Annotated in this window: 20 protein-coding genes, 1 other RNA gene, 1 pseudogene and 1 other annotated feature; of the genes and pseudogenes, 11 read left to right on the top strand and 11 right to left on the bottom strand. The window is 51.1% G+C overall.

Annotation, left to right across the window (positions count from 1 at the left end; all coding sequences use genetic code 11):
* Window positions 1–52: 52 nt before the first annotated feature.
* The 3 genes from dnaX to FEK42_RS10705 form a co-directional block, all read right to left on the bottom strand.
* On the bottom strand, window positions 53–1,984 hold the full coding sequence (dnaX, locus tag FEK42_RS10715) for a DNA polymerase III subunit gamma/tau (RefSeq protein ID WP_138211826.1): 1,932 nt from the start codon (window positions 1,982–1,984) through the stop codon (window positions 53–55).
* Window positions 656–720 (bottom strand) — a sequence feature (DnaX frameshifting element). Its footprint overlaps the gene before it by 65 nt.
* Window positions 1,985–2,102: 118 nt before the next feature.
* On the bottom strand, window positions 2,103–2,654 hold the full coding sequence (gene apt, locus FEK42_RS10710) for an adenine phosphoribosyltransferase (RefSeq protein WP_064529079.1): 552 nt from the start codon (window positions 2,652–2,654) through the stop codon (window positions 2,103–2,105).
* Window positions 2,655–2,815: 161 nt separating this feature from the next.
* The gene (locus FEK42_RS10705; protein ID WP_064529099.1) at window positions 2,816–3,184 is read right to left on the bottom strand and encodes a DUF454 family protein; all 369 of its coding nucleotides are present in this window, start codon (window positions 3,182–3,184) and stop codon (window positions 2,816–2,818) included.
* 69 nt (window positions 3,185–3,253) lie between these two features.
* On the opposite strand from FEK42_RS10705, the gene priC reads away from it, so the two are divergent.
* Complete coding sequence (gene priC / locus FEK42_RS10700) at window positions 3,254–3,781, top strand: primosomal replication protein N'' (protein WP_135492539.1); 528 nt, start codon at window positions 3,254–3,256, stop codon at window positions 3,779–3,781.
* A gap of 13 nt (window positions 3,782–3,794) precedes the next feature.
* Complete coding sequence (rsmS, locus tag FEK42_RS10695; protein ID WP_130206299.1) at window positions 3,795–3,962, top strand: pleiotropic regulatory protein RsmS; 168 nt, start codon at window positions 3,795–3,797, stop codon at window positions 3,960–3,962.
* Window positions 3,963–4,007: 45 nt separating this feature from the next.
* Here rsmS and FEK42_RS23190 read toward each other — a convergent pair.
* From FEK42_RS23190 to acrR, 3 genes and pseudogenes are all read right to left on the bottom strand, one after another.
* Window positions 4,008–4,106: pseudogene (locus tag FEK42_RS23190) on the bottom strand (hypothetical protein); the annotation flags it as partial.
* A gap of 60 nt (window positions 4,107–4,166) precedes the next feature.
* Window positions 4,167–7,529, bottom strand: a complete 3,363-nt coding sequence (gene mscK, locus FEK42_RS10690) for a mechanosensitive channel MscK (protein ID WP_131160988.1) — start codon at window positions 7,527–7,529, stop codon at window positions 4,167–4,169.
* Between the two features lie 121 nt (window positions 7,530–7,650).
* Window positions 7,651–8,304: a multidrug efflux transporter transcriptional repressor AcrR gene (acrR, locus tag FEK42_RS10685; RefSeq protein ID WP_135492537.1), complete on the bottom strand. Its 654-nt coding sequence runs from the start codon at window positions 8,302–8,304 to the stop codon at window positions 7,651–7,653.
* Window positions 8,305–8,445: 141 nt separating this feature from the next.
* Here acrR and acrA point away from each other — a divergent pair, with 141 nt between their 5' ends.
* The 7 genes from acrA to FEK42_RS10650 all read left to right on the top strand — a co-directional run bounded on the left by acrA (window position 8,446) and on the right by FEK42_RS10650 (window position 17,007).
* A complete protein-coding gene (acrA, locus tag FEK42_RS10680; protein ID WP_130206293.1) occupies window positions 8,446–9,639 on the top strand; it encodes a multidrug efflux RND transporter periplasmic adaptor subunit AcrA in 1,194 nt (397 codons plus the stop codon).
* 22 nt (window positions 9,640–9,661) lie between these two features.
* Entirely contained in the window at window positions 9,662–12,811 is a 3,150-nt protein-coding gene (acrB, locus tag FEK42_RS10675; protein ID WP_130206291.1) for an efflux RND transporter permease AcrB, read from the top strand.
* Window positions 12,812–13,368: 557 nt separating this feature from the next.
* Entirely contained in the window at window positions 13,369–13,743 is a 375-nt protein-coding gene (gene tomB / locus FEK42_RS10670) for an Hha toxicity modulator TomB (RefSeq protein WP_021532618.1), read from the top strand.
* A gap of 25 nt (window positions 13,744–13,768) precedes the next feature.
* Window positions 13,769–13,987, top strand: a complete 219-nt coding sequence (locus FEK42_RS10665) for an HHA domain-containing protein (protein ID WP_001280991.1) — start codon at window positions 13,769–13,771, stop codon at window positions 13,985–13,987.
* 171 nt (window positions 13,988–14,158) lie between these two features.
* Complete coding sequence (maa, locus tag FEK42_RS10660; RefSeq protein ID WP_130206289.1) at window positions 14,159–14,710, top strand: maltose O-acetyltransferase; 552 nt, start codon at window positions 14,159–14,161, stop codon at window positions 14,708–14,710.
* 113 nt (window positions 14,711–14,823) lie between these two features.
* The gene (locus FEK42_RS10655) at window positions 14,824–15,294 is read left to right on the top strand and encodes a YlaC family protein (protein ID WP_130206287.1); all 471 of its coding nucleotides are present in this window, start codon (window positions 14,824–14,826) and stop codon (window positions 15,292–15,294) included.
* A gap of 162 nt (window positions 15,295–15,456) precedes the next feature.
* Window positions 15,457–17,007 carry an EAL domain-containing protein gene (locus tag FEK42_RS10650; protein WP_135492535.1) on the top strand — a complete coding sequence of 517 codons (1,551 nt, stop codon included), beginning with the start codon at window positions 15,457–15,459 and terminating at the stop codon, window positions 17,005–17,007.
* A 37-nt stretch (window positions 17,008–17,044) separates the two neighbouring features.
* Here the strand turns inward: FEK42_RS10650 and FEK42_RS10645 are convergent, their stop codons facing one another.
* A complete protein-coding gene (locus FEK42_RS10645; RefSeq protein WP_064529090.1) occupies window positions 17,045–17,398 on the bottom strand; it encodes a DUF1428 domain-containing protein in 354 nt (117 codons plus the stop codon).
* Window positions 17,399–17,517: 119 nt separating this feature from the next.
* Window positions 17,518–17,614, bottom strand: an RNA gene (gene ffs / locus FEK42_RS10640) — signal recognition particle sRNA small type.
* 162 nt (window positions 17,615–17,776) lie between these two features.
* Here ffs and FEK42_RS10635 point away from each other — a divergent pair.
* Window positions 17,777–18,088, top strand: coding sequence for an MGMT family protein (locus FEK42_RS10635; protein WP_130215477.1), 312 nt, complete (start codon window positions 17,777–17,779; stop codon window positions 18,086–18,088).
* A 30-nt stretch (window positions 18,089–18,118) separates the two neighbouring features.
* Here FEK42_RS10635 and FEK42_RS10630 read toward each other — a convergent pair whose 3' ends face one another.
* Window positions 18,119–18,691, bottom strand: a complete 573-nt coding sequence (locus tag FEK42_RS10630) for a YbaY family lipoprotein (RefSeq protein WP_130258548.1) — start codon at window positions 18,689–18,691, stop codon at window positions 18,119–18,121.
* Window positions 18,692–18,909: 218 nt separating this feature from the next.
* Between FEK42_RS10630 and tesB the strand changes: the two genes are divergently transcribed.
* Entirely contained in the window at window positions 18,910–19,770 is an 861-nt protein-coding gene (gene tesB / locus FEK42_RS10625) for an acyl-CoA thioesterase II (protein WP_130223207.1), read from the top strand.
* Between the two features lie 182 nt (window positions 19,771–19,952).
* Here tesB and amtB read toward each other — a convergent pair whose 3' ends face one another.
* A complete protein-coding gene (gene amtB / locus FEK42_RS10620; protein WP_130206280.1) occupies window positions 19,953–21,239 on the bottom strand; it encodes an ammonium transporter AmtB in 1,287 nt (428 codons plus the stop codon).
* A 29-nt stretch (window positions 21,240–21,268) separates the two neighbouring features.
* Entirely contained in the window at window positions 21,269–21,607 is a 339-nt protein-coding gene (gene glnK / locus FEK42_RS10615) for a P-II family nitrogen regulator (RefSeq protein WP_000780338.1), read from the bottom strand.
* Window positions 21,608–21,736 lie beyond the last annotated feature (129 nt).

The raw sequence follows: 21,736 nt of genomic DNA, 5'->3' as shown, positions 1-21,736 counted from the left end.
AGGTTTCTCTCTCAATCACGTTAAGGATGACGATCGTAAGCAGTGCTTACGATCAAATGGGGCGGATACTTTCTTCATCCAGCTCTGCATCAAAGAATCGACGCAGGGTCTGAATATTATTATCCGCAATAATGGACTCGCGCGCCTGCGCAAGTTTTTCTTCGTATATCGCCTGACGCCACTCCAGCGGCGTACGCACCGCGGGATTATCATCTTCAACGATAGTCAGTTCAACCGTTGAACCTTTTAACGTGCTCAACGCTTCAGCCAGTTTTTGCTGTGCGCCGCGGTTATTCAAATGCCGCTGAGAGGAGCGCAAATGCAGGCATACAGCGTTGTCGCTCTCCTCTTTCCAGGCATTTAACGCCACCTGCTCGACCAGTTTGGGTAGCGATAGTTGGCTCACCTGTGCCGCCCACGGGTCGCGCTCAATGGCTTCTGCCGCCAGCTTCGCCGCCAGTTCCGGCGTTTTTTCATGTTCCAGCGCTTTTTTTAGCGCCTTCGGCGTGGCGACCACTTCTTTTTGCTGCATCACTGGGGTGGTCGCCTTCCAGCGATACGCTTCTTTTTTGGCTGGCGCTTTTTCCAGCGTCGATGGCACAGGACGCGACTGAACGCGATCGGTGACCGAAGCCAGTCTTTCCAGCGCAGCGTTATTCACCGGCCGCGCGCGGGTAGCGGCTGCCGGTTCACTCTTTTTTGCTTTGGTTGCTCCCTGAGCGCGCTGCAGTTGCTGACGCGCCGCCAGCACCTGGCTGGTGGTTTCTGAGAGCGGTACAGTCGGTGCCTGCTGCGGCGCTGGTTGCGGTTGCGGCGGCACCTGGGTTGGCGTCATTACTGCCGTTGGCGCGACGGGCGCAAAGGACTGGCGTGGCACTTCTGGCTCAGGCAGCGGCATACGCGGATGGAACGCCAGCGCGCGCAGCAGTGTCATCTCAACGCCCATGCGGCGGTCCGGCGCATACGGTAATTCTTTGCGACCAATCAACAGCGTCTGATAGTAAAGCTGAATATCCGTCGGCGGTATGGTGCGCGCAAGTTCACGCATCCGCAACTCGATGGCGGCCATGTCGTTGCCAAGTGCTGCAGGCGAAAGTTGTACCATCGCAATGCGGTGCAACAGGCCGAGCATTTCCACCAACAACGCTTCCCACTCGATACCACGGGCAGCGGCTTCATTAATCAGCGCCATTACGCGCTCGCCGTTGGCCTCGACCATCGCTTCAACCAGCGACAGCGCCTGATCGTCGTCAAGCGTACCCAGCATCGCGCTTACTGACTGGGTCGAAACCTGGCCGTCGCCGCTGGCAATCGCCTGGTCGGTCAGACTTAAGGCATCTCGCAAACTGCCTTCGGCGGCGCGCGCCAGCAGTTGCAGTGCGCGTGGCTCGTGAGCGATATGTTCTTCGTTGAGGATGTGCTCAAGCTGGTGGCGAATTTGCTCGACATCCAGCGCCTTAAGATGGAATTGCAGACAGCGTGACAAAATCGTCACTGGCAATTTCTGCGGATCGGTCGTCGCCAGCAGGAACTTGACGTGCTCTGGCGGCTCTTCAAGGGTTTTTAACAGTGCGTTAAAGCTGTGACGCGACAGCATATGCACTTCGTCGATCAGATAGACTTTAAAACGACCACGCGCCGGAGCGTACTGAACGTTATCCAGCAGGTCGCGGGTATCTTCAACTTTAGTGCGCGAGGCGGCGTCGATTTCAATCAAATCGACAAAGCGCCCCTGCTCGATTTCACGGCAGTTATCGCATACGCCGCACGGCGTCGCGGTAATGCCGGTTTCGCAGTTTAGCCCCTTCGCCAGCAGTCGGGCGATAGAGGTTTTTCCGACGCCACGGGTGCCGGAAAAAAGATAAGCATGATGAATACGCCCTAACGACAAGCCGTTCGCCAGTGCGGTCAGCACATGTTCCTGGCCGACGACGTCAGCAAAGGTTTGTGGGCGCCATTTTCGGGCTAAGACCTGATAACTCATTGGCAGGCTCTGAAACGCTGGAAGGTGGATTCACGAAGGGGTAATGCTAACACAGCCCCGTCAGAACGGCGAGGCTGAATGTACAACTTGTGCTGCCCATGACGTGGGCTGGCGAAAATTAATGGCCCGGGAACGGGACAAGGCTATAACAGGTAATGCCCTGCTTTTCGAGGCGCTGTTCGCCGCCAAGATCGAACAGATTAATGATGAACGCAGCGTCAGTAACTTCACCACCTAAACGGCGGATCAGTTTAACCGTCGCTTCAATGGTGCCGCCTGTTGCCAGCAAATCATCAACCACCAGCACTTTGTCGCCAGGTTTAATGGCATCAACGTGGATTTCCAGCTTATCGGTGCCGTATTCCAGTTCATAAGATTCGTTGATAGTTTCGCGCGGCAGTTTGCCTGGTTTACGTACCGGCACAAAACCAACGCCCAGACCCAATGCTACCGGAGCGCCGAACAAGAAGCCACGAGCTTCAGTGCCGACGACTTTGGTAATGCCCGCATTTTTGTAACGCTCAACCAGTAAATCGATGCTGAGAGCGTAAGCTTTCGGGTCTTCCAGTAAGCTGGTGACATCGCGGAAAAGAATGCCGGGTTTCGGGTAGTCCTGAATGCTTTTGATGCTATTTTTGAGATACTCAAGCTGCTGTGCAGTCGCGGTCATAAGTGTATGCCTGCTTGTTACGGTGGTACTCACGGCGCGTTTTAAACGAGTCAAAAGTAACAGTTGTTTAACCTTTGACCGCCTGCGCCTGTGCTCGAAAACGCCAGAATGTACTGGCTGTGGGCGATAATTGCAACAGCGATTGTTGTGCTTTGCCGTTTTTATTGCTTTTCATCAATCACTGGGATTCGCCACATAAAAATCAGCAAACAGCCGAGGATCACCAATAACAGAATCCGCACCCACGTCATATGTACGAACCAAAGTGAAATCGCAAAAGTCAGTAAAATAATGAATATCGCCCGAGGCTTTGCACCGCGTGGCATCGCATGATATTTCTGCCAGAAGCGTAAATAGCTGCCAAACCATGAGCGGTACAGCAACCAGGCGTGGAAGCGCGGCGATGAACGGGCAAAGCACCAGGCGGCCAGTAGGATAAATGGCGTCGTCGGCAATACCGGTAATACCACGCCCAGCGTACCCAACACTACCGCCAGCCAGCCAATGATGATTAAAATGATTCGTTGCATATTATGTGTAGTCAGCATACAGAGTGGCTACTTTAGCATAACAATTATCATTTTCATTGAGGTCTTATCGTGAAAACTGCCCTGCTGCTGGAAAAACTGGAAGGTCAGCTCGCCACGCTGCGCCAGCGTTGTGCCCCGGTGGCGCAGTTCGCCACGTTAAGCGCCCGTTTCGACAGGCACCTTTTTCAGACCCGTGCGACAACGTTACAGGCGTACCTGGAAGAAGCGGGAGATAATTTGTCAGCGCTTCGCCATGCGGTTGAGCAACAGCAACTGCCGCAAGTCGCCTGGCTGGCAGAACATCTGGCGGCACAACTGGAAGCCATCGCGCGTGAAGCCGCAGCCTGGTCGCTACGCGCGTGGGATAGCGCACCACCAAAAATTGCCCGCTGGCAGCGTAAACGTATTCAGCATCAGGAGTTTGAACGACGGCTACGTGAAATGGTTGCCGAACGTAAAGCCCGTCTGGTGCGGGCGACCGATCTCGTGGAACAGCAAACGCTACATCGTGAAGTGGAAGCCTATGAAGCGCGCCTGGCGCGTTGCCGTCATGCGTTGGAAAAAATCGAAAACAGGTTAGCGCGTTTAACCCGCTAACAATGGAGAAAGTATGTCACTGGAAAATGCCCCTGACGATGTCAAACTGGCCGTCGATTTAATTGTGCTACTGGAAGAAAATCAAATCCCTGCCAGCACCGTGCTGCGCGCGCTGGATATTGTAAAGCGTGATTATGAAAAGAAATTAACGCGCGATGATGAGGCGCAAAGTGATAAATAAATGGGGCCGCTAAATGTCCCCTAAGATTGCGGGCAAACGCAAAACTGCCTGATGCGCTACGCTTATCAGGCCTACACCGCTCCTGCAATATATTGAATTTTCGCGGTTTCGTAGGCCGGATAAGGCGGTCACGCCGCATCCGGCATGAACAACGCGCACTTTGTCAGCAATCTCGGGGGCAACTAAATGCCGCCCCTTTCGTTATTATCCTACCGCAGGCGTCGGATCATCACCTTTGTAGTCACGTTTCACTTCCGTCACTTCATCGCCCTTCTCGTTATGCAAATGCACTTCAAGCTGGTTAAAGGCAATGTTGATGTCGTTTTCACGGCATAACTGATCGATAGTACGGTTCAGTTCATCGACGGTGCGGCTACGGTCGCGCAGTTCACGAACATACAAGCGCAGTTCGTGATCCAGCGTGCTGGCGCCAAATGCAGTAAAGAAGACTTCTGGCATTGGCTCGTGCATCACCCTTGGATGCTCTGTCGCTGCCTGAAGCAGGACTCTGCGGACTTTTTCCAGATCGGAGCCATAGGCCACGCCCAGGCGGATCACCAGACGCGTGGTGGTGTCAGTCAATGACCAGTTGATCAGACGCTCGGTAACAAACGCTTTGTTCGGGATGATCACTTCTTTGCGATCGAAATCGGTAATCGTTGTCGCACGAATACGGATCTTACTGACCGTCCCAGAGTAGGTACCAATGGTTACCGTATCGCCAATGCGCACCGGACGTTCGAACAAGATGATCAAACCGGAGACAAAGTTACCGAAGATCTCCTGTAAGCCAAAACCAAGACCTACGGATAATGCTGCTGCCAGCCACTGGAGTTTATCCCACGAGACGCCCAGCGATCCGAACACCATCATCGCACCAACGGCAATGATGATGTAGTTAAGGATAGTGGTGATGGCATACGATGCCCCCTGGCGCATGTTCAGGCGCGACAGCACCAGCACTTCCAGCAAACCAGGCAGGTTGCGAATCAACGCCCAGGCCACCATTGAGACGATAATCGCAAACAACAGACTGCCCATGGTGACGTTTTTCACCACCGCAGCGCCAGCTTCAGTGCCGTTGTAATGCCAGAGCGTGATGCTGTCGAGATAGCTGAACACGGTGATCAAATCGGACCAAATTGCCCAGAACATGACACCGAACAGCGCAAACATCAGCAACATGGTAATACGCAGCGTCTGCTGGTTAACCTGCTCCAGCGCGATGGTGGGTTCTTCCGGCGGTTCGGCACCTTCTGCGCCCTCTTTCACCAGATTCTGCCGACGCGCCAGCGCACGACGCCAGGCGATACGCCGCGCCGCTACGCTTAAACCGCGCAATACTGTCTGGTAGAGCAAGTTCCAGATGATCACCAGATAAACGGTTTCAATCCAACGCCCGGAGAGGCGCAGCGTGGTGTAGAAGTAGCCTGTAGCGGTCAGCACCATCAGCGCAATCGGGATAATCGACAGCACGGTAATGGTGACCAGTCGCATGGTGTGCGACTCTTTATCACGCCAGCTTTCGCGGCACATTGGCCACACCAGGAAGGCAATCAGCAGCAGGTTGAAGAAAATCATCGCCTGCCCCAGCACATCATCCATCAGATGCAGCGGGGAGAGTTCTGCCACCACAGACCAGAAATGGATCGGCAGCAACGCGAGGCTGATGCGGACAATTTGCCGACGCCAGTGGCTGGTCTGCTGTTCCGGCATACCAAAGTGACGCACGGCAACACCGTTTTTCTCCAGCACTTTCCAGCACAGGCCAAACACCAGCCAGAAAATCGCCAGTTTTTTGCTGAACGACCACAATAATTCACTGATGTTGAGTTGCATCGTCAGTAGAATCAGACCGACAGCGAGAATAATCAGGCACACCGGCAGTGCGCGGATCAGATCAATAAGAATCGCTTTTGGCGTATTGAGCTGGCTATCGTTACGCAGGGAACCTACCGCCGAAGCCAGTTTTTGTTGATATGCTTTCAGCCAGCCTAAACGCCAGTGAATCAGCCCGGCAATCAACAGCAGCGGCAAACCGGCAAGGAAAGCGATAAATACGGCGGGCCAGGCTTTTTCCCAGTTCACCGTAATTTTCATCGATTTAAACTCATCTTTCAGGGTTTGCGGGAACGCTTTGATCCAGTCCCAGTCCATCGGACGGTTACTGTTCACCCAAAAAATTTGCTGAGTCAGGATGGATTTCAGGTTTTTCGATACGCTCATTAACTGCTGCTGGTTGATTTGCAGGTTAATGGCCATCATCAGCTGGTTACCCAACTGTTTGTTAAGCTGATCCAACAGTTCGCGACGCATATCAACCACTTGCAATAACGCATCGTGAACTTCGCTGTTGACTTCGTTGGCGTGACCTTCTTCCAGCTTGCTGACGAACGCATCGCTCTGGAACAGCGCGTCACGTTGCTGGTTGACTTCAAACTGTTCGAGACGCAAGTCCGCGATGCGGTTGGTCATATTTTCCAGTTCATCCGCCGAGGGCAGCGTTTGTTGTTGCTGATAAAGAATGCGTGAAAGCAGCAGACTGCCTTTCAGGACAGAAATCTGCTCTTTGATGTTACGTTCCGATTGCAGCGCCCGCTCCAGCCAGTTTTTGACTTTGATGTTTTGCTGCATCAGGACATTACCGTTTTCGGTAGCGGTAATCAGACGCTGGCTTAATTGCTGGTTTATTTCCAGCTCCTGCTTCACCAGCGGATTAGCCTGAATACGCGCAGCTTCATCCGGGGTAACGGCTTCCTGCGCCGTTTTTTCGGTTAATGTCAGGCGCTTGCTGTTCACCGCCTCCTGCAACAGTTGTAGCTGATGTTCAAGTCGCGTACTGTTCGCCGTCACGTAATCACGCTGCTTTTGCAGGGTGTCCTGTAAGACAGTGTTCCCTTCCAGGCTTTTACGCTGTTGGTCAATCTCGGCATTCAGCAAAGCTTGCTGTGCCTGCATTAACACTTTCTGGCTGGGACGTAAGGCGGCTTCGCCGACCTCGGTTCCATCCAGGCGGCTGCGAATTTGTTGCAATTGCTGCGAGGCGGTATACATCGCATTTTGCACGCGTTCAGGCTGCGTCTGTAACGAAACTAACTGGCTGTTATAAGAAGCCAGATCATTTTGTGCATTCTGCAAATCGTCCAGCGCCTGGGAGACACGTAACTCCAACTGGCGCAACGATAGCGTACTCAGAATTTTGCGGGTTTCTTCGTCGTTATCCACATCATTGAGCGCAGTTAGCGCTGCAGTCGCTTGACGCATTTTCTCTGGCGCTTCGGCAACTTTTTGCCGTAATTGCACCGTTTCGTCTTTAATGCGATCGATTTTCTCGAGGGTGGCTAACGTGTCAGTAATATCTTGCTGCACCAGCTTGTCCTGGGCAGAAAGATCTTTTTGTTTATTCAGTGAGTCAAGTTGTGCCTGCAGGTCTGCTTTCGTCGGTAGATCACCATTCGATGACGCCCGCGCAAACGCCGTGTTCTGGCATAACAAGACAAGAACAAAAGCAATAAATGCTGAAAAAACAAAATGCCGTGATCGTTTGTAATACTGGAACATAGTCATGATGAATGAAGGTTTCTGAACCTGAAGAACGACCTGAACGAGTCGGGTGGCTAGAATATCACGGTGTAGAGAGCCAGAATAGCAACAGCGAAAATGTCCAGGATAAATCCTGGAGTCTGATTCAGGATTTTTCGTTGGCGGCGGGAGTACGAAGAGTCGGGCAAAGAAGATACATTTCCAACAAGATGGCTACGTAATCGCGGGCTTCTTTTTTGAGATCAAAAGATTGCGGTGCAAACAGCCAGTTTTCCATCAGGCCGGAAATATAACCGCGCATAATTATCGCCGCACGGCGCGTCATTAAATTGGTTGGTAATAATTTCTTTTCAATACAATGTCTTAACGTTTGCTCTATACGTTCATAACTTTCCAGACAGAGATTTCGTTGTGCCTGTTGGACAATCGCCATTTCTCCGACAAACTCGCATTTGTGGAAAATAATCTCCATTAATAATCGACGCCGTTCTTCCGTCACCGTCGATTCAAGCACATGAATTAGTATTTCTCTTAAAACTGAGAGTGGATCGTCAGGGAATTTTGCCTGATACTCAAGCTCTAGTTCACCAATATTGGACTCTGACAGCTCCCAGATCTCACTGAACAAATCCGACTTGTCTTTAAAATGCCAGTAGATTGCACCGCGCGTAACGCCTGCCGCTTTTGCAATCTCTCCCAGTGAGGTGGATGATACCCCCTGCTGTGAGAAAAGACGTAGCGCCACATCGAGGATGTGTTGACGCGTTTCTTGCGCTTCTTGTTTGGTTTTTCGTGCCATATGTTAGTGAATTTACAGGCGTTAGATTTACATACATTTATGAATGTATGTACCATAGCACGACGATAATATAAACGCAGCAATGGGTTTATCGACTTTTGACCATTGACCAATTTGAAATCGGACACTCGAGGTTTACATATGAACAAAAACAGAGGGTTTACGCCTCTGGCGATCGTTCTGATGCTCTCAGGCAGCTTAGCGCTTACAGGATGTGACGACAAACAGGCCCAACAAGGTGGCCAGCAGATGCCCGCCGTTGGGGTAGTAACAGTCAAAACTGAACCTCTGCAGATCACAACCGAGCTTCCGGGCCGCACCAGTGCTTTCCGGATCGCAGAAGTTCGTCCTCAAGTTAGCGGGATTATCCTGAAGCGTAATTTCAAAGAGGGTAGCGACATCGAAGCAGGTGTCTCTCTTTATCAGATTGATCCTGCTACCTACCAGGCGGCGTACGACAGTGCAAAAGGCGATCTGGCGAAAGCGCAGGCAGCAGCCAATATCGCGCAACTGACTGTTAATCGTTACCAGAAACTGCTGGGTACTCAGTACATCAGTAAGCAAGAGTACGATCAGGCGCTGGCTGATGCGCAACAGGCAAATGCGGCTGTCACTGCGGCAAAAGCGGCTGTTGAAACCGCGCGGATCAATCTGGCTTACACCAAAGTCACCTCTCCGATTACTGGCCGTATTGGTAAATCAAACGTGACGGAAGGTGCCCTGGTGCAAAACGGTCAGGCGACTGCGCTGGCAACCGTGCAGCAACTTGATCCTATCTATGTGGATGTTACCCAGTCCAGCAACGACTTCCTGCGTCTGAAACAGGAACTGGCAAACGGTACGCTGAAGCAAGAGAACGGCAAGGCCAAAGTCTCGCTGATCACCAGCGACGGCATTAAGTTCCCGCAGGACGGTACGCTGGAGTTCTCTGACGTGACTGTCGATCAGACCACTGGGTCTATCACTTTACGCGCTATCTTCCCGAACCCGGATCACACTCTGCTGCCGGGTATGTTCGTGCGCGCTCGTCTGGAAGAAGGGCTTAATCCTAACGCCATTTTAGTTCCGCAACAGGGTGTAACTCGTACACCACGCGGTGAGGCTACCGTTCTGGTGGTTGGCGCGGATGACAAAGTGGAAACCCGCCCAATCGTCGCAAGCCAGGCTATTGGCGATAAGTGGCTGGTGACAGAAGGTCTGAAAGCAGGCGACCGCGTAGTAATAAGTGGGCTGCAGAAAGTGCGTCCTGGTGTCCAGGTAAAAGCACAAGAAGTTACCGCTGATAATAACCAGCAAGCCGCAAGCGGTGCTCAGCCTGAACAGTCCAAGTCTTAACTTAAACAGGAGCCGTTAAGACATGCCTAATTTCTTTATCGATCGCCCGATTTTTGCGTGGGTGATCGCCATCATTATCATGTTGGCAGGGGGGCTGGCGATCCTCAAACTGCCGGTGGCGCAATATCCTACGATTGCACCACCGGCGGTCACGATCTCCGCTTCCTACCCCGGCGCTGATGCGAAAACAGTGCAGGACACGGTGACACAGGTTATCGAACAGAATATGAACGGTATCGATAACCTGATGTATATGTCCTCTAACAGTGACTCCACAGGTACTGTGCAGATCACCCTGACCTTTGAGTCTGGTACTGATGCGGATATCGCGCAGGTTCAGGTGCAGAACAAACTGCAACTGGCGATGCCGTTGCTGCCGCAAGAAGTACAGCAGCAAGGGGTGAGCGTTGAGAAATCTTCCAGCAGCTTCCTGATGGTTGTCGGTGTTATCAACACTGACGGCACCATGACGCAGGAAGATATCTCCGACTACGTAGCGGCAAATATGAAAGATGCCATTAGCCGTACGTCGGGCGTTGGTGACGTTCAGCTGTTCGGTTCACAGTACGCGATGCGTATCTGGATGAACCCGAATGAGTTGAACAAATACCAGCTAACGCCGGTTGATGTCATTACCGCTATCAAAGCACAGAACGCCCAGGTCGCAGCCGGTCAGCTCGGCGGTACACCGCCGGTGAAAGGCCAGCAGCTTAACGCCTCTATTATTGCTCAGACGCGTCTGACCTCTACTGAAGAGTTCGGCAAAATTCTGCTGAAAGTGAATCAGGATGGTTCCCGCGTGCTGCTGCGTGATGTGGCGAAGATTGAGCTGGGTGGTGAGAACTACGACATCATCGCGGAATTTAACGGACAACCGGCTTCTGGTCTGGGTATCAAGCTGGCAACCGGTGCGAACGCGCTGGAAACTGCTGCGGCAATCCGTGCTGAACTGGCGAAGATGGAGCCATTCTTCCCGTCAGGTCTGAAAATCGTTTATCCGTACGACACGACGCCGTTCGTGAAAATCTCTATTCACGAAGTGGTTAAAACCCTGGTCGAAGCGATCATCCTCGTGTTCCTGGTTATGTATCTGTTCCTGCAGAACTTCCGCGCGACGTTGATTCCGACCATTGCCGTACCGGTGGTATTGCTGGGGACCTTTGCTGTCCTTGCCGCCTTTGGCTTCTCGATAAACACGCTAACGATGTTCGGGATGGTGCTCGCCATCGGCCTGTTGGTGGATGACGCCATCGTCGTGGTAGAAAACGTTGAGCGTGTGATGGCGGAAGAAGGTCTGCCGCCGAAAGAAGCCACACGTAAGTCGATGGGGCAGATTCAGGGCGCACTGGTGGGTATCGCGATGGTGCTGTCGGCGGTATTTATCCCGATGGCCTTCTTCGGCGGCTCTACTGGTGCAATCTATCGTCAGTTCTCCATTACCATTGTTTCGGCAATGGCACTGTCAGTGCTGGTGGCGTTGATCCTGACTCCGGCACTTTGTGCCACTATGCTGAAACCTATCGCTAAAGGCGATCACGGCGAAGGCAAAAAAGGCTTCTTCGGCTGGTTTAACCGCATGTTCGAGAAGAGCACGCACCACTACACCGACAGCGTAGGCGGTATTCTGCGCAGCACGGGGCGTTATCTGGTGCTGTATCTGATCATTGTGGTCGGCATGGCTTATCTGTTTGTACGTCTGCCAAGTTCCTTCTTGCCAGATGAAGACCAGGGTGTATTTATGACCATGGTCCAACTGCCAGCGGGTGCGACGCAGGAACGTACGCAGAAAGTGCTCAATGAGGTGACGGATTACTATCTGACCAAAGAGAAGAACAACGTTGAGTCGGTATTCGCCGTTAACGGCTTCGGCTTTGCGGGACGTGGTCAGAACACCGGTATTGCGTTCGTTTCGTTGAAGGACTGGGCTGACCGTCCGGGTGATGAAAACAAAGTTGAAGCGATTACCACGCGTGCAACGCGCGCTTTCTCGCAGATTAAAGATGCGATGGTCTTCGCCTTTAACCTGCCTGCGATTGTGGAACTGGGTACGGCAACGGGCTTCGACTTTGAGCTGATTGACCAGGCGGGCCTCGGTCACGAAAAACTGACTCAAGCGCGTAACCAGCTGCTGGGCGAAGCGGCGAAACATCCTGATCTGTTGACCAGCGTGCGTCCAAACGGTCTGGAAGATACTCCGCAGTTCAAGATTGATATCGACCAGGAGAAAGCTCAGGCACTGGGTGTTTCTATTAACGATATTAACACTACCCTGGGCGCTGCATGGGGCGGCAGCTACGTGAACGACTTTATCGACCGCGGTCGTGTGAAAAAAGTTTACGTCATGTCAGAAGCAAAATACCGCATGCTGCCGGAAGATATCGGTAACTGGTATGTGCGTGCTGCTGATGGCCAGATGGTGCCGTTCTCGGCATTCTCATCTTCGCGTTGGGAGTACGGTTCGCCGCGTCTGGAACGTTACAACGGCCTGCCATCCATGGAGATCTTAGGCCAGGCGGCACCAGGTAAGAGTACCGGTGAAGCAATGGCGCTGATGGAACAACTGGCGAGCAAACTGCCTACCGGTGTTGGCTACGACTGGACGGGGATGTCCTATCAGGAACGTCTCTCCGGCAACCAGGCGCCGTCGCTGTATGCGATTTCGTTGATTGTCGTGTTCCTGTGTCTGGCGGCATTGTACGAGAGCTGGTCGATTCCGTTCTCCGTTATGCTGGTCGTGCCGCTGGGGGTTATCGGTGCGTTGCTGGCAGCCACCTTCCGCGGCCTGACCAACGACGTTTACTTCCAGGTGGGCCTGCTCACAACCATTGGGTTGTCGGCGAAGAACGCGATACTTATCGTCGAATTCGCCAAAGACTTGATGGATAAAGAAGGTAAAGGTCTGATTGAAGCAACTCTGGATGCGGTGCGGATGCGTTTACGCCCAATCCTGATGACTTCACTGGCATTTATCCTCGGTGTTATGCCGCTGGTTATCAGCACCGGTGCTGGTTCCGGCGCGCAGAACGCAGTAGGTACTGGTGTAATGGGCGGGATGGTGACCGCAACGGTACTGGCTATCTTCTTCGTTCCGGTGTTCTTCGTGGTGGTTCGCCGCCGCTTTAGCCGCAAAAATGAAGATATCGAACATAACCATACAGTCGATCATCATTGATTAACGTCGTAATCACTAAGGCCGCGCAAGCGGCCTTTTTTATACGCGTAATCTTAATGTTGAAATGTTTATAGTTAATGATTTCAAACGTAAGTTAGTTTTAACGCCGCATAAAATTCATAAAAAATACTTATTGTTAGTTAATTTATATTAAGTCGTACCGATGGATTTAATAACCCCCAGGCATCTAGAGGCTATTCTTAATTATTTGCGGCAATTCTTTATTTGTTCATGTCAATTACATCATAATCAGAGTAATCCTGGGTATTAGTGTGACAAATCGTCAGACCATTTTATCACTCTCAAACATCCTGATTACATTATGTTATGAATAGCATCAGACAAAGTGCTTTAGCCATTACGTCGTCAGCGCTGGAATGAGGAAGAGAGTCTTTTCCCTCCCCTCCTCCTAATTGTAATTTTTCGTAATAATACGATGAAAACCGCCAAAGAGTAGCTTATAGTTAATCTAACAAGTGAGAGGGCAAGGCCAGGTCTGTAAGTTTTCCATCCCAAAAGGTGTCCGTTAGTTCAACCGCTAAGAAGGGGGACGCGTTATGGATGAATACTCACCAAAAAGACATGATGTCGCGCAGCTTAAATTTCTCTGCGAAACCTTGTATCATGACTGTCTTGCAAACCTTGAAGAAAGTAACCATGGTTGGGTTAACGACCCTACCTCGGCCATCAATCTGCAGCTTAATGAACTCATTGAACATATAGCAACCTTCGCACTTAATTACAAAATTAAGTATAATGAAGACAATAAGCTCATTGAGCAGATAGATGAATATCTGGACGACACCTTTATGTTGTTCAGTAGTTATGGTATTAATATGCAGGATCTCCAGAAATGGCGGAAGTCAGGTAACCGACTGTTCCGTTGTTTTGTGAATGCCACTAAAGAGAATCCTGCGAGTTTATCTTGTTAGAATTATTACAACCATGGGTAGAAGTATGTCCGATAAACCTTTAACGAAAACCGATTATTTGATGCGTCTGCGTCGTTGCCAGACAATTGACACGCTAGAGCGTGTTATCGAGAAAAATAAATACGAATTATCAGATAATGAACTGGCGGTATTTTACTCAGCCGCAGATCACCGCCTCGCAGAATTGACCATGAATAAACTGTACGACAAGATCCCCTCCTCTGTATGGAAATTTATTCGGTAATTAAATAGCAGACATTCGAAAATGTAACCGACTGTTTATTAACATTATTATATTATTCGCAATGAAAGCATACCGCATGTGACCTTCATCACATTCGGAAAACGGGAACGTTCTCTTAACTGACTATTCGCATTACCGTGTTGCCGCATTTTCAGCAACGGGAGGTCAGTAATGAGCACAGAAAAAGAAAAAATGATTGCTGGTGAGTTGTATCGCTCGGCAGATGAGGAGTTATCTCGCGATCGCCTGCGCGCTCGTCAGCTTATTCACCAATACAATCACTCCGCACCGGAAGAACAAACATTACGCCAGAAAATTCTCACCGATTTATTCGGTCAGGTAGCAGATGCTTATATTGAACCCTCTTTTCGCTGCGACTATGGCTATAACATTTTTTTGGGCAAAGGATTTTACGCCAACTTCGATTGCGTGATGCTTGATGTCTGCCCAATTCGTATCGGTGATAATTGCATGTTGGCACCAGGTGTTCACATTTATACCGCTACGCACCCTGTCGACCCAGTAGCCCGTAATAGTGGCGCTGAACTGGGGAAACCTGTGACTATCGGTAATAACGTCTGGATTGGCGGACGTGCTGTCATCAACCCTGGTGTAACCATTGGCGATAACGTCGTGGTGGCCTCTGGCGCCGTCGTCACAAAAGATGTTCCGGCTAACGTTGTCGTGGGCGGTAACCCGGCCACTGTCATTAAAAAACTGTAACCATGGTTGCAACTGTTATGCAAAATTGTGGTTAATCTGTTACTTTCATCATATGATTCCCACGTTAAAATAGGGTGTTCCCTGAAAAGTTGCAGATACCACAAAGGCAAAAGATGACTGAAATACAACGCCTGCTGACCGAAACAATTGATGCACTAAATGCACACGAAAAACGCGATAATAAACCTCGCTTTAGTATCAGTTTTATCCGTAAACATCCGGGGCTGTTTATCGGTATGTATGTCGCTTTTTTTGCCACTCTGGCTGTGATGTTACAGTCTGAAACGCTGGTTGGTTCAGTCTGGCTCCTGGTGGTATTGTTCATCCTGCTTAACGGTTTCTTCTTTTTTGACGTTTATCCGCGTTACCATTACGAAGATATCGACGTTCTTGATTTCCGGGTTTGCTACAACGGCGAATGGTACAATACACGCTTTGTTCCAACTGCATTGGTCGACGCTATTCTGAACTCGCCGCGTGTCGCGAACATCCACAAAGAACAGTTGCAGAAAATGATCGCTCGTAAAGGTGAGTTGTCCTTTTACGATATTTTCACTCTCGCCCGCACCGAAGCGACACCATAAGTTGTATCGCCCTCACCAGGCGTAAACATCCGCGCCTGGTGAATTGACAACAATCGTTGCCACAACGCATTTAACGAAACTCCCCCGCATCACTTATCTTTTGCATGCCCTTATTCGCTATCGGATATACTTTCCCTACACTGCGTAAATAAGGACATGCTGGTGAGAACACGACATCTGGTCAGCCTAATTTCAGGAGTACTGATCCTTTCCGTACTTCTACCAGTGGGCTTAAGCATCTGGCTGGCTCATCAACAGGTAGAAACGTCATTTGTTGAGGAGCTACATACCTACTCATCCCGCGTCGCTATTCGCGCCAACAAAGTGGCGTCGCAAGGGAAAGATGCACTACAAAAACTGGAAAAATGGCAAGGCGCAGCCTGTAGCAAGGCTCATCTAATGGAAATGCGCCGGGTATCTTATAGTTATCGTTATATTCAGGAAGTGGTCTATGTCGATAACAACGTGCCTCAGTGCTCTTCTCTGGAACATGAAAGTCCGCCAGATACCTTCCCCGAGCCAGGTAAAATATCGAACGATGGTTATCGGGTATGGTTAACCTCGCACAACGATTTAGGTATTACCCGCTACATGGTTGCAATGGGAACTGCACATTACATAGTGATGATTGACCCCGCCTCATTTATAGATGTGATTCCTTATAGCTCGTGGCAAATTGATGCCGCGATTATTGGCAATGTGCATAACATTATCATTACCAGCAGTGACGAAATAGCCCAGGGAATTATTACCCAGCTGCAAAAAACACCGGGTGAACACATCGAAAAGAATGGAATCATTTACGATATCCTGCCTCTCCCCGAGATGAATATTTCCATAATCACCTGGGCTTCGACAAAAACGTTACAAAAAGGTTGGCATCGGCAGGTCTTTATCTGGTTGCCTGTCGGATTGTTAATTGGCCTACTGGCGGCAATGTTCGTCCTGCGGATTTTACGCCGTATCCAGTCACCGCATCATCGCCTGCAAGATGCTATCGAAAACCGCGATATTTGCGTGCACTATCAGCCTATTATCTCCTTATCGAATGGAAAGATTGTCGGAGCCGAAGCGCTGGCGCGCTGGCCGCAGACAGACGGTAGCTGGTTGTCACCGGATAGTTTTATCCCGCTGGCGCAACAAACGGGCCTGTCAGAATCTCTGACTCTGCTTATTATCAAAACGGTCTTTGAAGATATGGGCGACTGGCTGCGTCAGCATCCGCAGCAACATATTTCGATCAATCTTGAATCCACCGTGCTCACCTCGGAAAAAATCCCGCAATTGCTGCGTGAAATGATCAATCACTACCAGGTCAATCCCAAACAGATCGCTCTTGAACTCACTGAACGCGAGTTTGCCGATCCAAAAATCAGCGCCCCGGTAATCTCCCGATATCGACAGGTTGGTCATGAAATTTATCTTGATGATTTTGGTACCGGTTATTCGAGCTTAAGTTATTTGCAGGATCTGGATGTCGATATTCTGAAGATCGATAAATCCTTCGTTGATGCGCTGGAATATAAAAATGTCACACCGCATATCATCGAAATGGCAAAAACGCTGAAACTTAAAATGGTGGCGGAAGGGATCGAAACCAGCAAACAGGAAGAGTGGCTACGCCAGCATGGCGTGCATTACGGCCAGGGATGGTTGTACAGCAAAGCATTACCGAAAGAGGAGTTTATACGCTGGGCAGAACACCATCTGTGAATTTTGGGGCTGGCGGCACGCCGCACAGCCCGTCACGCTACTCGTCAATGATTGACTCGAACCCACCGTAGATCATTCGTTTACCATCAAACGGCATGGACTCGCCGAACTCTTTCATCCGTGGGTCCGACATCATCTTCTGATTGGCAGCGTCGCGGACCTCTTTTGAAGGGTATTCAATCCAGCTAAAAACCACTTCCTCATTCTCTTCCGCTTTGACCGCCATACGAAAATCGGTCACTTTGCCATTCGGTACATCGCTGGCCCAGCATTCAACAATGCGCAGGGCGCCAAACTCTTTAAACAGCGGCGCGGCCTTTGCGGCCATTTCACGATAGGCATCCTTTTTGTCGGCAGGAACAGCAACCACAAAACCATCAACATACTTCATCAGACATACCTCCGAAGCGTACCGTGCAGCCAGAAAATTCTTGCGGCATCAGTCGTGGTTAAAGTTTAGCCATATTGAGATTTTTTGACGAAACGGTGGGAGGCAGAAATGGGTGGGGGCCCTGCCAGCTACATCCCGGCACACGCGTCATCTGCCTTGGCTGCTTCCTTCCGGACCTGACCTGGTAAACAGAATAGCGTTGCGGGAGAACCAACAGAGCCCCCATTGAGAGCGTTGAGAACCAACGCGCAGGCGCATTATCACTGCTGCCCCTGCTAATTGCAACCCATTGCGTGCCGGATGCTGGTTTCTTGCGCAATGCGACTTCACTCGGACGTTTTTCCAGATTATGCTGAAAAATTACCTCAGGAAGAAAAGATGGAAAAAGAAGATTCATTTCCCCAGCGCGTGTGGCAAATCGTAGCCGCTATTCCCGAAGGGTATGTCACTACTTACGGCGATGTCGCGAAACTGGCAGGATCGCCCCGTGCCGCGCGCCAGGTGGGCGGTGTGTTAAAGCGCCTGCCCGAAGGCAGCACTTTGCCCTGGCATCGGGTGGTTAACCGCCACGGCACAATCTCATTAACCGGACCAGATTTACAGCGTCAGCGCCAGGCATTACTGGCAGAAGGCGTGATGGTATCGGGAAACGGACAAATCGACTTGCAGCGTTATCGCTGGAACTACTAACCCTCTCCGGGCGGAGAGGGTTAACTTCGCTTAATATTGCGTTGGAGCTGGAACTGCCGAAGACGGATTCACCTGAGTTGGTGAAGTCGAAGGTACGGTGGTCATTGCGCCACCGCTGGCCTGAACCGGCACGGCGGTTTGCTGTACCGGCACCAATGTCAGGTCGGCTTTAGTTCCGCCCTGGTTGATCACCGGCTGAACGGTATCGGTAATAAACACCAATTTGTCATTTACGGTAATCGCCGCACTTAACAGAATACGCGCGTTCGGCTGAACGTCTGCCGGGTTAAATGGCAGAACAAAGCTGAATGGCGACTGTTTACCTTCGGTACGCACCGCTTTTTGCGCCAGTACTTTAGACGGCGCATCGGCTAACGACGCGTCAGAAAGTGTCACGGTCAGCACAGCATCGGGGGGCAGTGCGACTTTCTGACGGATCCAGACCGTACCGGAGACATTAGGTTGCTGTATAGCAGGTTGTTGTGTCGCCGCAATAGAGGTATTTGCAGCAGGTGCTGGCGTCTGGATATCCGCGCTTTTATCAGCGCAAGCCGCCAACGCAATCGCAACCGCTAAACCACTGGCCATGTGCACGAGTTTCATTCACTTCTCCTTATTATCAATGCACCAGCGGGCTAACTTTCCTCGCCGGAAGAGTGGTTAACAAAATCGTAACGTCAATAAGTGTGGCACAAATCACGTATTTACGCCTGCATTTAGCCCGTAATTCAGACCATTGCACCCATCGGACCAGTGACAAAATTGCGTTATACTCAACTCACTTTGGCTTGCTGCGGCAGCTTTGTTACTGGAGAGTTAATATGAGTCAGGCCTTAAAAAATTTACTGACATTGTTGAATCTGGAAAAAATTGAGGAAGGACTCTTTCGCGGCCAGAGTGAAGATTTAGGTTTACGCCAGGTGTTTGGCGGCCAGGTCGTGGGTCAGGCCCTGTATGCCGCAAAGGAGACAGTACCCGAAGAGCGTCTGGTGCATTCATTCCACAGCTACTTTCTTCGCCCTGGTGATAGCAAGAAGCCGATTATTTATGATGTCGAAACACTGCGCGACGGCAACAGTTTCAGTGCTCGCCGTGTGGCAGCGATTCAGAACGGCAAACCCATTTTTTATATGACAGCGTCTTTCCAGGCGCCAGAAGTTGGATTCGAACACCAAAAAGAGATGCCTCCGGCCCCAGCGCCTGATGGTTTGCCTTCGGAAACACAGATCGCCCAGTCGCTGGCGCACCTGCTGCCGCCAGTGCTGAAAGATAAATTCATCTGCGATCGTCCGCTGGAAGTGCGTCCGGTGGAATTTCATAACCCACTGAAAGGTCACGTCGCCGCGCCGCATCGTCAGGTGTGGATCCGCGCAAATGGTAGCGTACCGGATGATCTGCGCGTTCATCAGTATCTGCTGGGGTACGCTTCTGATCTTAACTTCCTGCCGGTAGCTCTACAGCCGCACGGCATCGGTTTTCTCGAACCGGGGATTCAGATAGCCACCATTGACCATTCCATGTGGTTCCATCGACCATTTAATTTAAACGAATGGCTGCTGTATAGCGTGGAGAGCACGTCAGCGTCCAGCGCACGCGGCTTTGTGCGCGGTGAGTTTTATACCCAGGACGGCGTGCTGGTTGCCTCGACCGTTCAGGAAGGGGTAATGCGTAATCACAATTAAAAAAACAGCCGGAGGTGAAAACCGTCCGGCTGCCAGATAGTTGGTAACATGCTTTTGTTGATGCCGGATGCGGGGTAAACGCCTTATCCGGCCCACCAATTATTGTAAATTCAACAAATTGTGATTTTTAATGTAGGCCTGATAAGCGCAGCGCATCAGGCTAAATTGCATTTGATTGCTTGTTACGCGTTATAGGCATTTTCGCCGTGGCTGTTGACGTCCAGCCCTTCTCGCTCCTGTTCTTCCGGTACACGCAGGCCAACCGTCAGATCCGCCAGTTTGTAGCCGATAAATGCCACCACACCGGACCAGACGATCGTAATGGCGACGCTTTCCAGCTGTACCAGCAACTGATGCCCCATCGTCACACCTTCAGCGAAGCCCACGCCGCCCAGCGAGCTGGCGGCAAAAATCCCGGTCATGATACAGCCGACAATGCCACAAACGCCGTGCACACCGAAGACATCGCAAGGATCATCGACCCGCAACAGGCGTTTGAGCATGGTAACGCCCCACAAGCCCGCCAGACCAGCTACCACGCCGATAATCAACGCACCGCCAACCCCAATGTAGCCACAGGCTGGCGTCACGCCGACCAGACCGGCAATCGCGCCAGAACACGCCCCCAGCAGTGAAGGCTTACCACGCAGCGCCCATTCACCGAAGATCCAGCCAAGAATTGCCGCCGCCGTTGCCACCACAGTATTCACAAATGCCAGTGCCGCGATTTCATTCGCCGTACCCGCTGACCCGGCGTTAAATCCAAACCAACCGATATAGAGAATGGCAGTCCCGGTGAAGACCATCGGCAGGTTGTGCGGTTTAAACGCCTCTTTGCCAAAGCCCACGCGTTTACCTATCAGATACGCGCCCACCAGACCGGCGATTGCGGCGTTAATGTGCACCACCGTGCCACCCGCGAAATCCAGCGCACCATGAGAAGCCAGCAAGCCGCCGCCCCACACCATATGTGCAATTGGAATGTAGGAGAGCGTCAGCCACACCACCACGAAAATCAGCACTGCTGAGAAGCGGATCCGTTCCGCCAGCGCCCCGACTATCAAGCCTACGGTAATGCAGGCAAACGATCCCTGAAACGCCACGTGGATGTACTGATAAATGCTGCCCATGACTGCGGTCAGTTCAATATTTTTCAGCATCAACCAGTTAATGTTGCCGAAGAAGTTGTTGCCCTCACCAAACGCCAGCGAGTAACCGTAAACCACCCAGAGAATACAGACCAGTGCAAACGTCACGGTCACCTGCGTTAGCATCGACAGCACGTTTTTGCCGCGAATCAACCCGCCGTAAAACAGGGCAATCCCCGGAACAGTCATAAACAGTACCAGCGCAGTACAAATCATCATAAACGCATTGTCGGCTTTATCGGCTACCGCAGGTGCAGCCATTACCAGTCCCGGCAGCATCGCCAGTGAAGCAAGCCCAGTTTTTATCGTCGCTATCTTCATGTTTCGTTCCTGTTGCTGTGTGCCAGAGATTACAGCGCCGCTTCGTCGGCTTCGCCGGTGCGAATACGAATGACGCGTTGCAATTCAGCGACGAAGATTTTGCCATCGCCAATTTTTCCGGTGTAAGCCGCCTTACTGACGATATCGATCACTTCATCGAGTTGATCATCAGCAATCGCCACATCAATTTTTACTTTTGGCAGGAAATTGACGCTGTATTCCGCGCCCCTGTACAGCTCAGCATGGCCCTTCTGACGCCCGAAACCTTTCACTTCGGTGACGGTCAGGCCCTGAATACCAATGGAAGATAACGCTTCACGAACGTCTTCCAGCTTGAATGGTTTGATTATCACGGTCACCAGCTTCATAGATCCTCTCCGGTCAGAATTCGGTAATGGTTCTGCTACACGAAGAAGGTATTGCAAGCGGTGTGCCAGAAATGAAAAACGAGAAAGAGAGCAGGAAGTTAAGAAGATTGAAAATAAAAACGCACTATG

This window comes from Escherichia sp. E2748 (assembly GCF_005781125.1).
Taxonomy (GTDB): Bacteria; Pseudomonadota; Gammaproteobacteria; order Enterobacterales; family Enterobacteriaceae; genus Escherichia.
This window is presented reverse-complemented; position numbering and strand designations above follow the sequence as displayed.

What these genes read in the sequence shown, in the direction of transcription:
- dnaX (WP_138211826.1), bottom strand. Translation starts at nt 1,984, where the DNA reads ATGAGTTATCAGGTCTTAGCCCGAAAATGGCGCCCACAAACCTTTGCT.
- apt (WP_064529079.1), bottom strand. Translation starts at nt 2,654, where the DNA reads ATGACCGCGACTGCACAGCAGCTTGAGTATCTCAAAAATAGCATCAAA.
- FEK42_RS10705 (WP_064529099.1), bottom strand. Translation starts at nt 3,184, where the DNA reads ATGCAACGAATCATTTTAATCATCATTGGCTGGCTGGCGGTAGTGTTG.
- rsmS (WP_130206299.1), top strand. Translation starts at nt 3,795, where the DNA reads ATGTCACTGGAAAATGCCCCTGACGATGTCAAACTGGCCGTCGATTTA.
- mscK (WP_131160988.1), bottom strand. Translation starts at nt 7,529, where the DNA reads ATGACTATGTTCCAGTATTACAAACGATCACGGCATTTTGTTTTTTCA.
- acrR (WP_135492537.1), bottom strand. Translation starts at nt 8,304, where the DNA reads ATGGCACGAAAAACCAAACAAGAAGCGCAAGAAACGCGTCAACACATC.
- acrA (WP_130206293.1), top strand. Translation starts at nt 8,446, where the DNA reads ATGAACAAAAACAGAGGGTTTACGCCTCTGGCGATCGTTCTGATGCTC.
- acrB (WP_130206291.1), top strand. Translation starts at nt 9,662, where the DNA reads ATGCCTAATTTCTTTATCGATCGCCCGATTTTTGCGTGGGTGATCGCC.
- tomB (WP_021532618.1), top strand. Translation starts at nt 13,369, where the DNA reads ATGGATGAATACTCACCAAAAAGACATGATGTCGCGCAGCTTAAATTT.
- FEK42_RS10665 (WP_001280991.1), top strand. Translation starts at nt 13,769, where the DNA reads ATGTCCGATAAACCTTTAACGAAAACCGATTATTTGATGCGTCTGCGT.
- maa (WP_130206289.1), top strand. Translation starts at nt 14,159, where the DNA reads ATGAGCACAGAAAAAGAAAAAATGATTGCTGGTGAGTTGTATCGCTCG.
- FEK42_RS10655 (WP_130206287.1), top strand. Translation starts at nt 14,824, where the DNA reads ATGACTGAAATACAACGCCTGCTGACCGAAACAATTGATGCACTAAAT.
- FEK42_RS10645 (WP_064529090.1), bottom strand. Translation starts at nt 17,398, where the DNA reads ATGAAGTATGTTGATGGTTTTGTGGTTGCTGTTCCTGCCGACAAAAAG.
- FEK42_RS10635 (WP_130215477.1), top strand. Translation starts at nt 17,777, where the DNA reads ATGGAAAAAGAAGATTCATTTCCCCAGCGCGTGTGGCAAATCGTAGCC.
- FEK42_RS10630 (WP_130258548.1), bottom strand. Translation starts at nt 18,691, where the DNA reads ATGAAACTCGTGCACATGGCCAGTGGTTTAGCGGTTGCGATTGCGTTG.
- tesB (WP_130223207.1), top strand. Translation starts at nt 18,910, where the DNA reads ATGAGTCAGGCCTTAAAAAATTTACTGACATTGTTGAATCTGGAAAAA.
- amtB (WP_130206280.1), bottom strand. Translation starts at nt 21,239, where the DNA reads ATGAAGATAGCGACGATAAAAACTGGGCTTGCTTCACTGGCGATGCTG.
- glnK (WP_000780338.1), bottom strand. Translation starts at nt 21,607, where the DNA reads ATGAAGCTGGTGACCGTGATAATCAAACCATTCAAGCTGGAAGACGTT.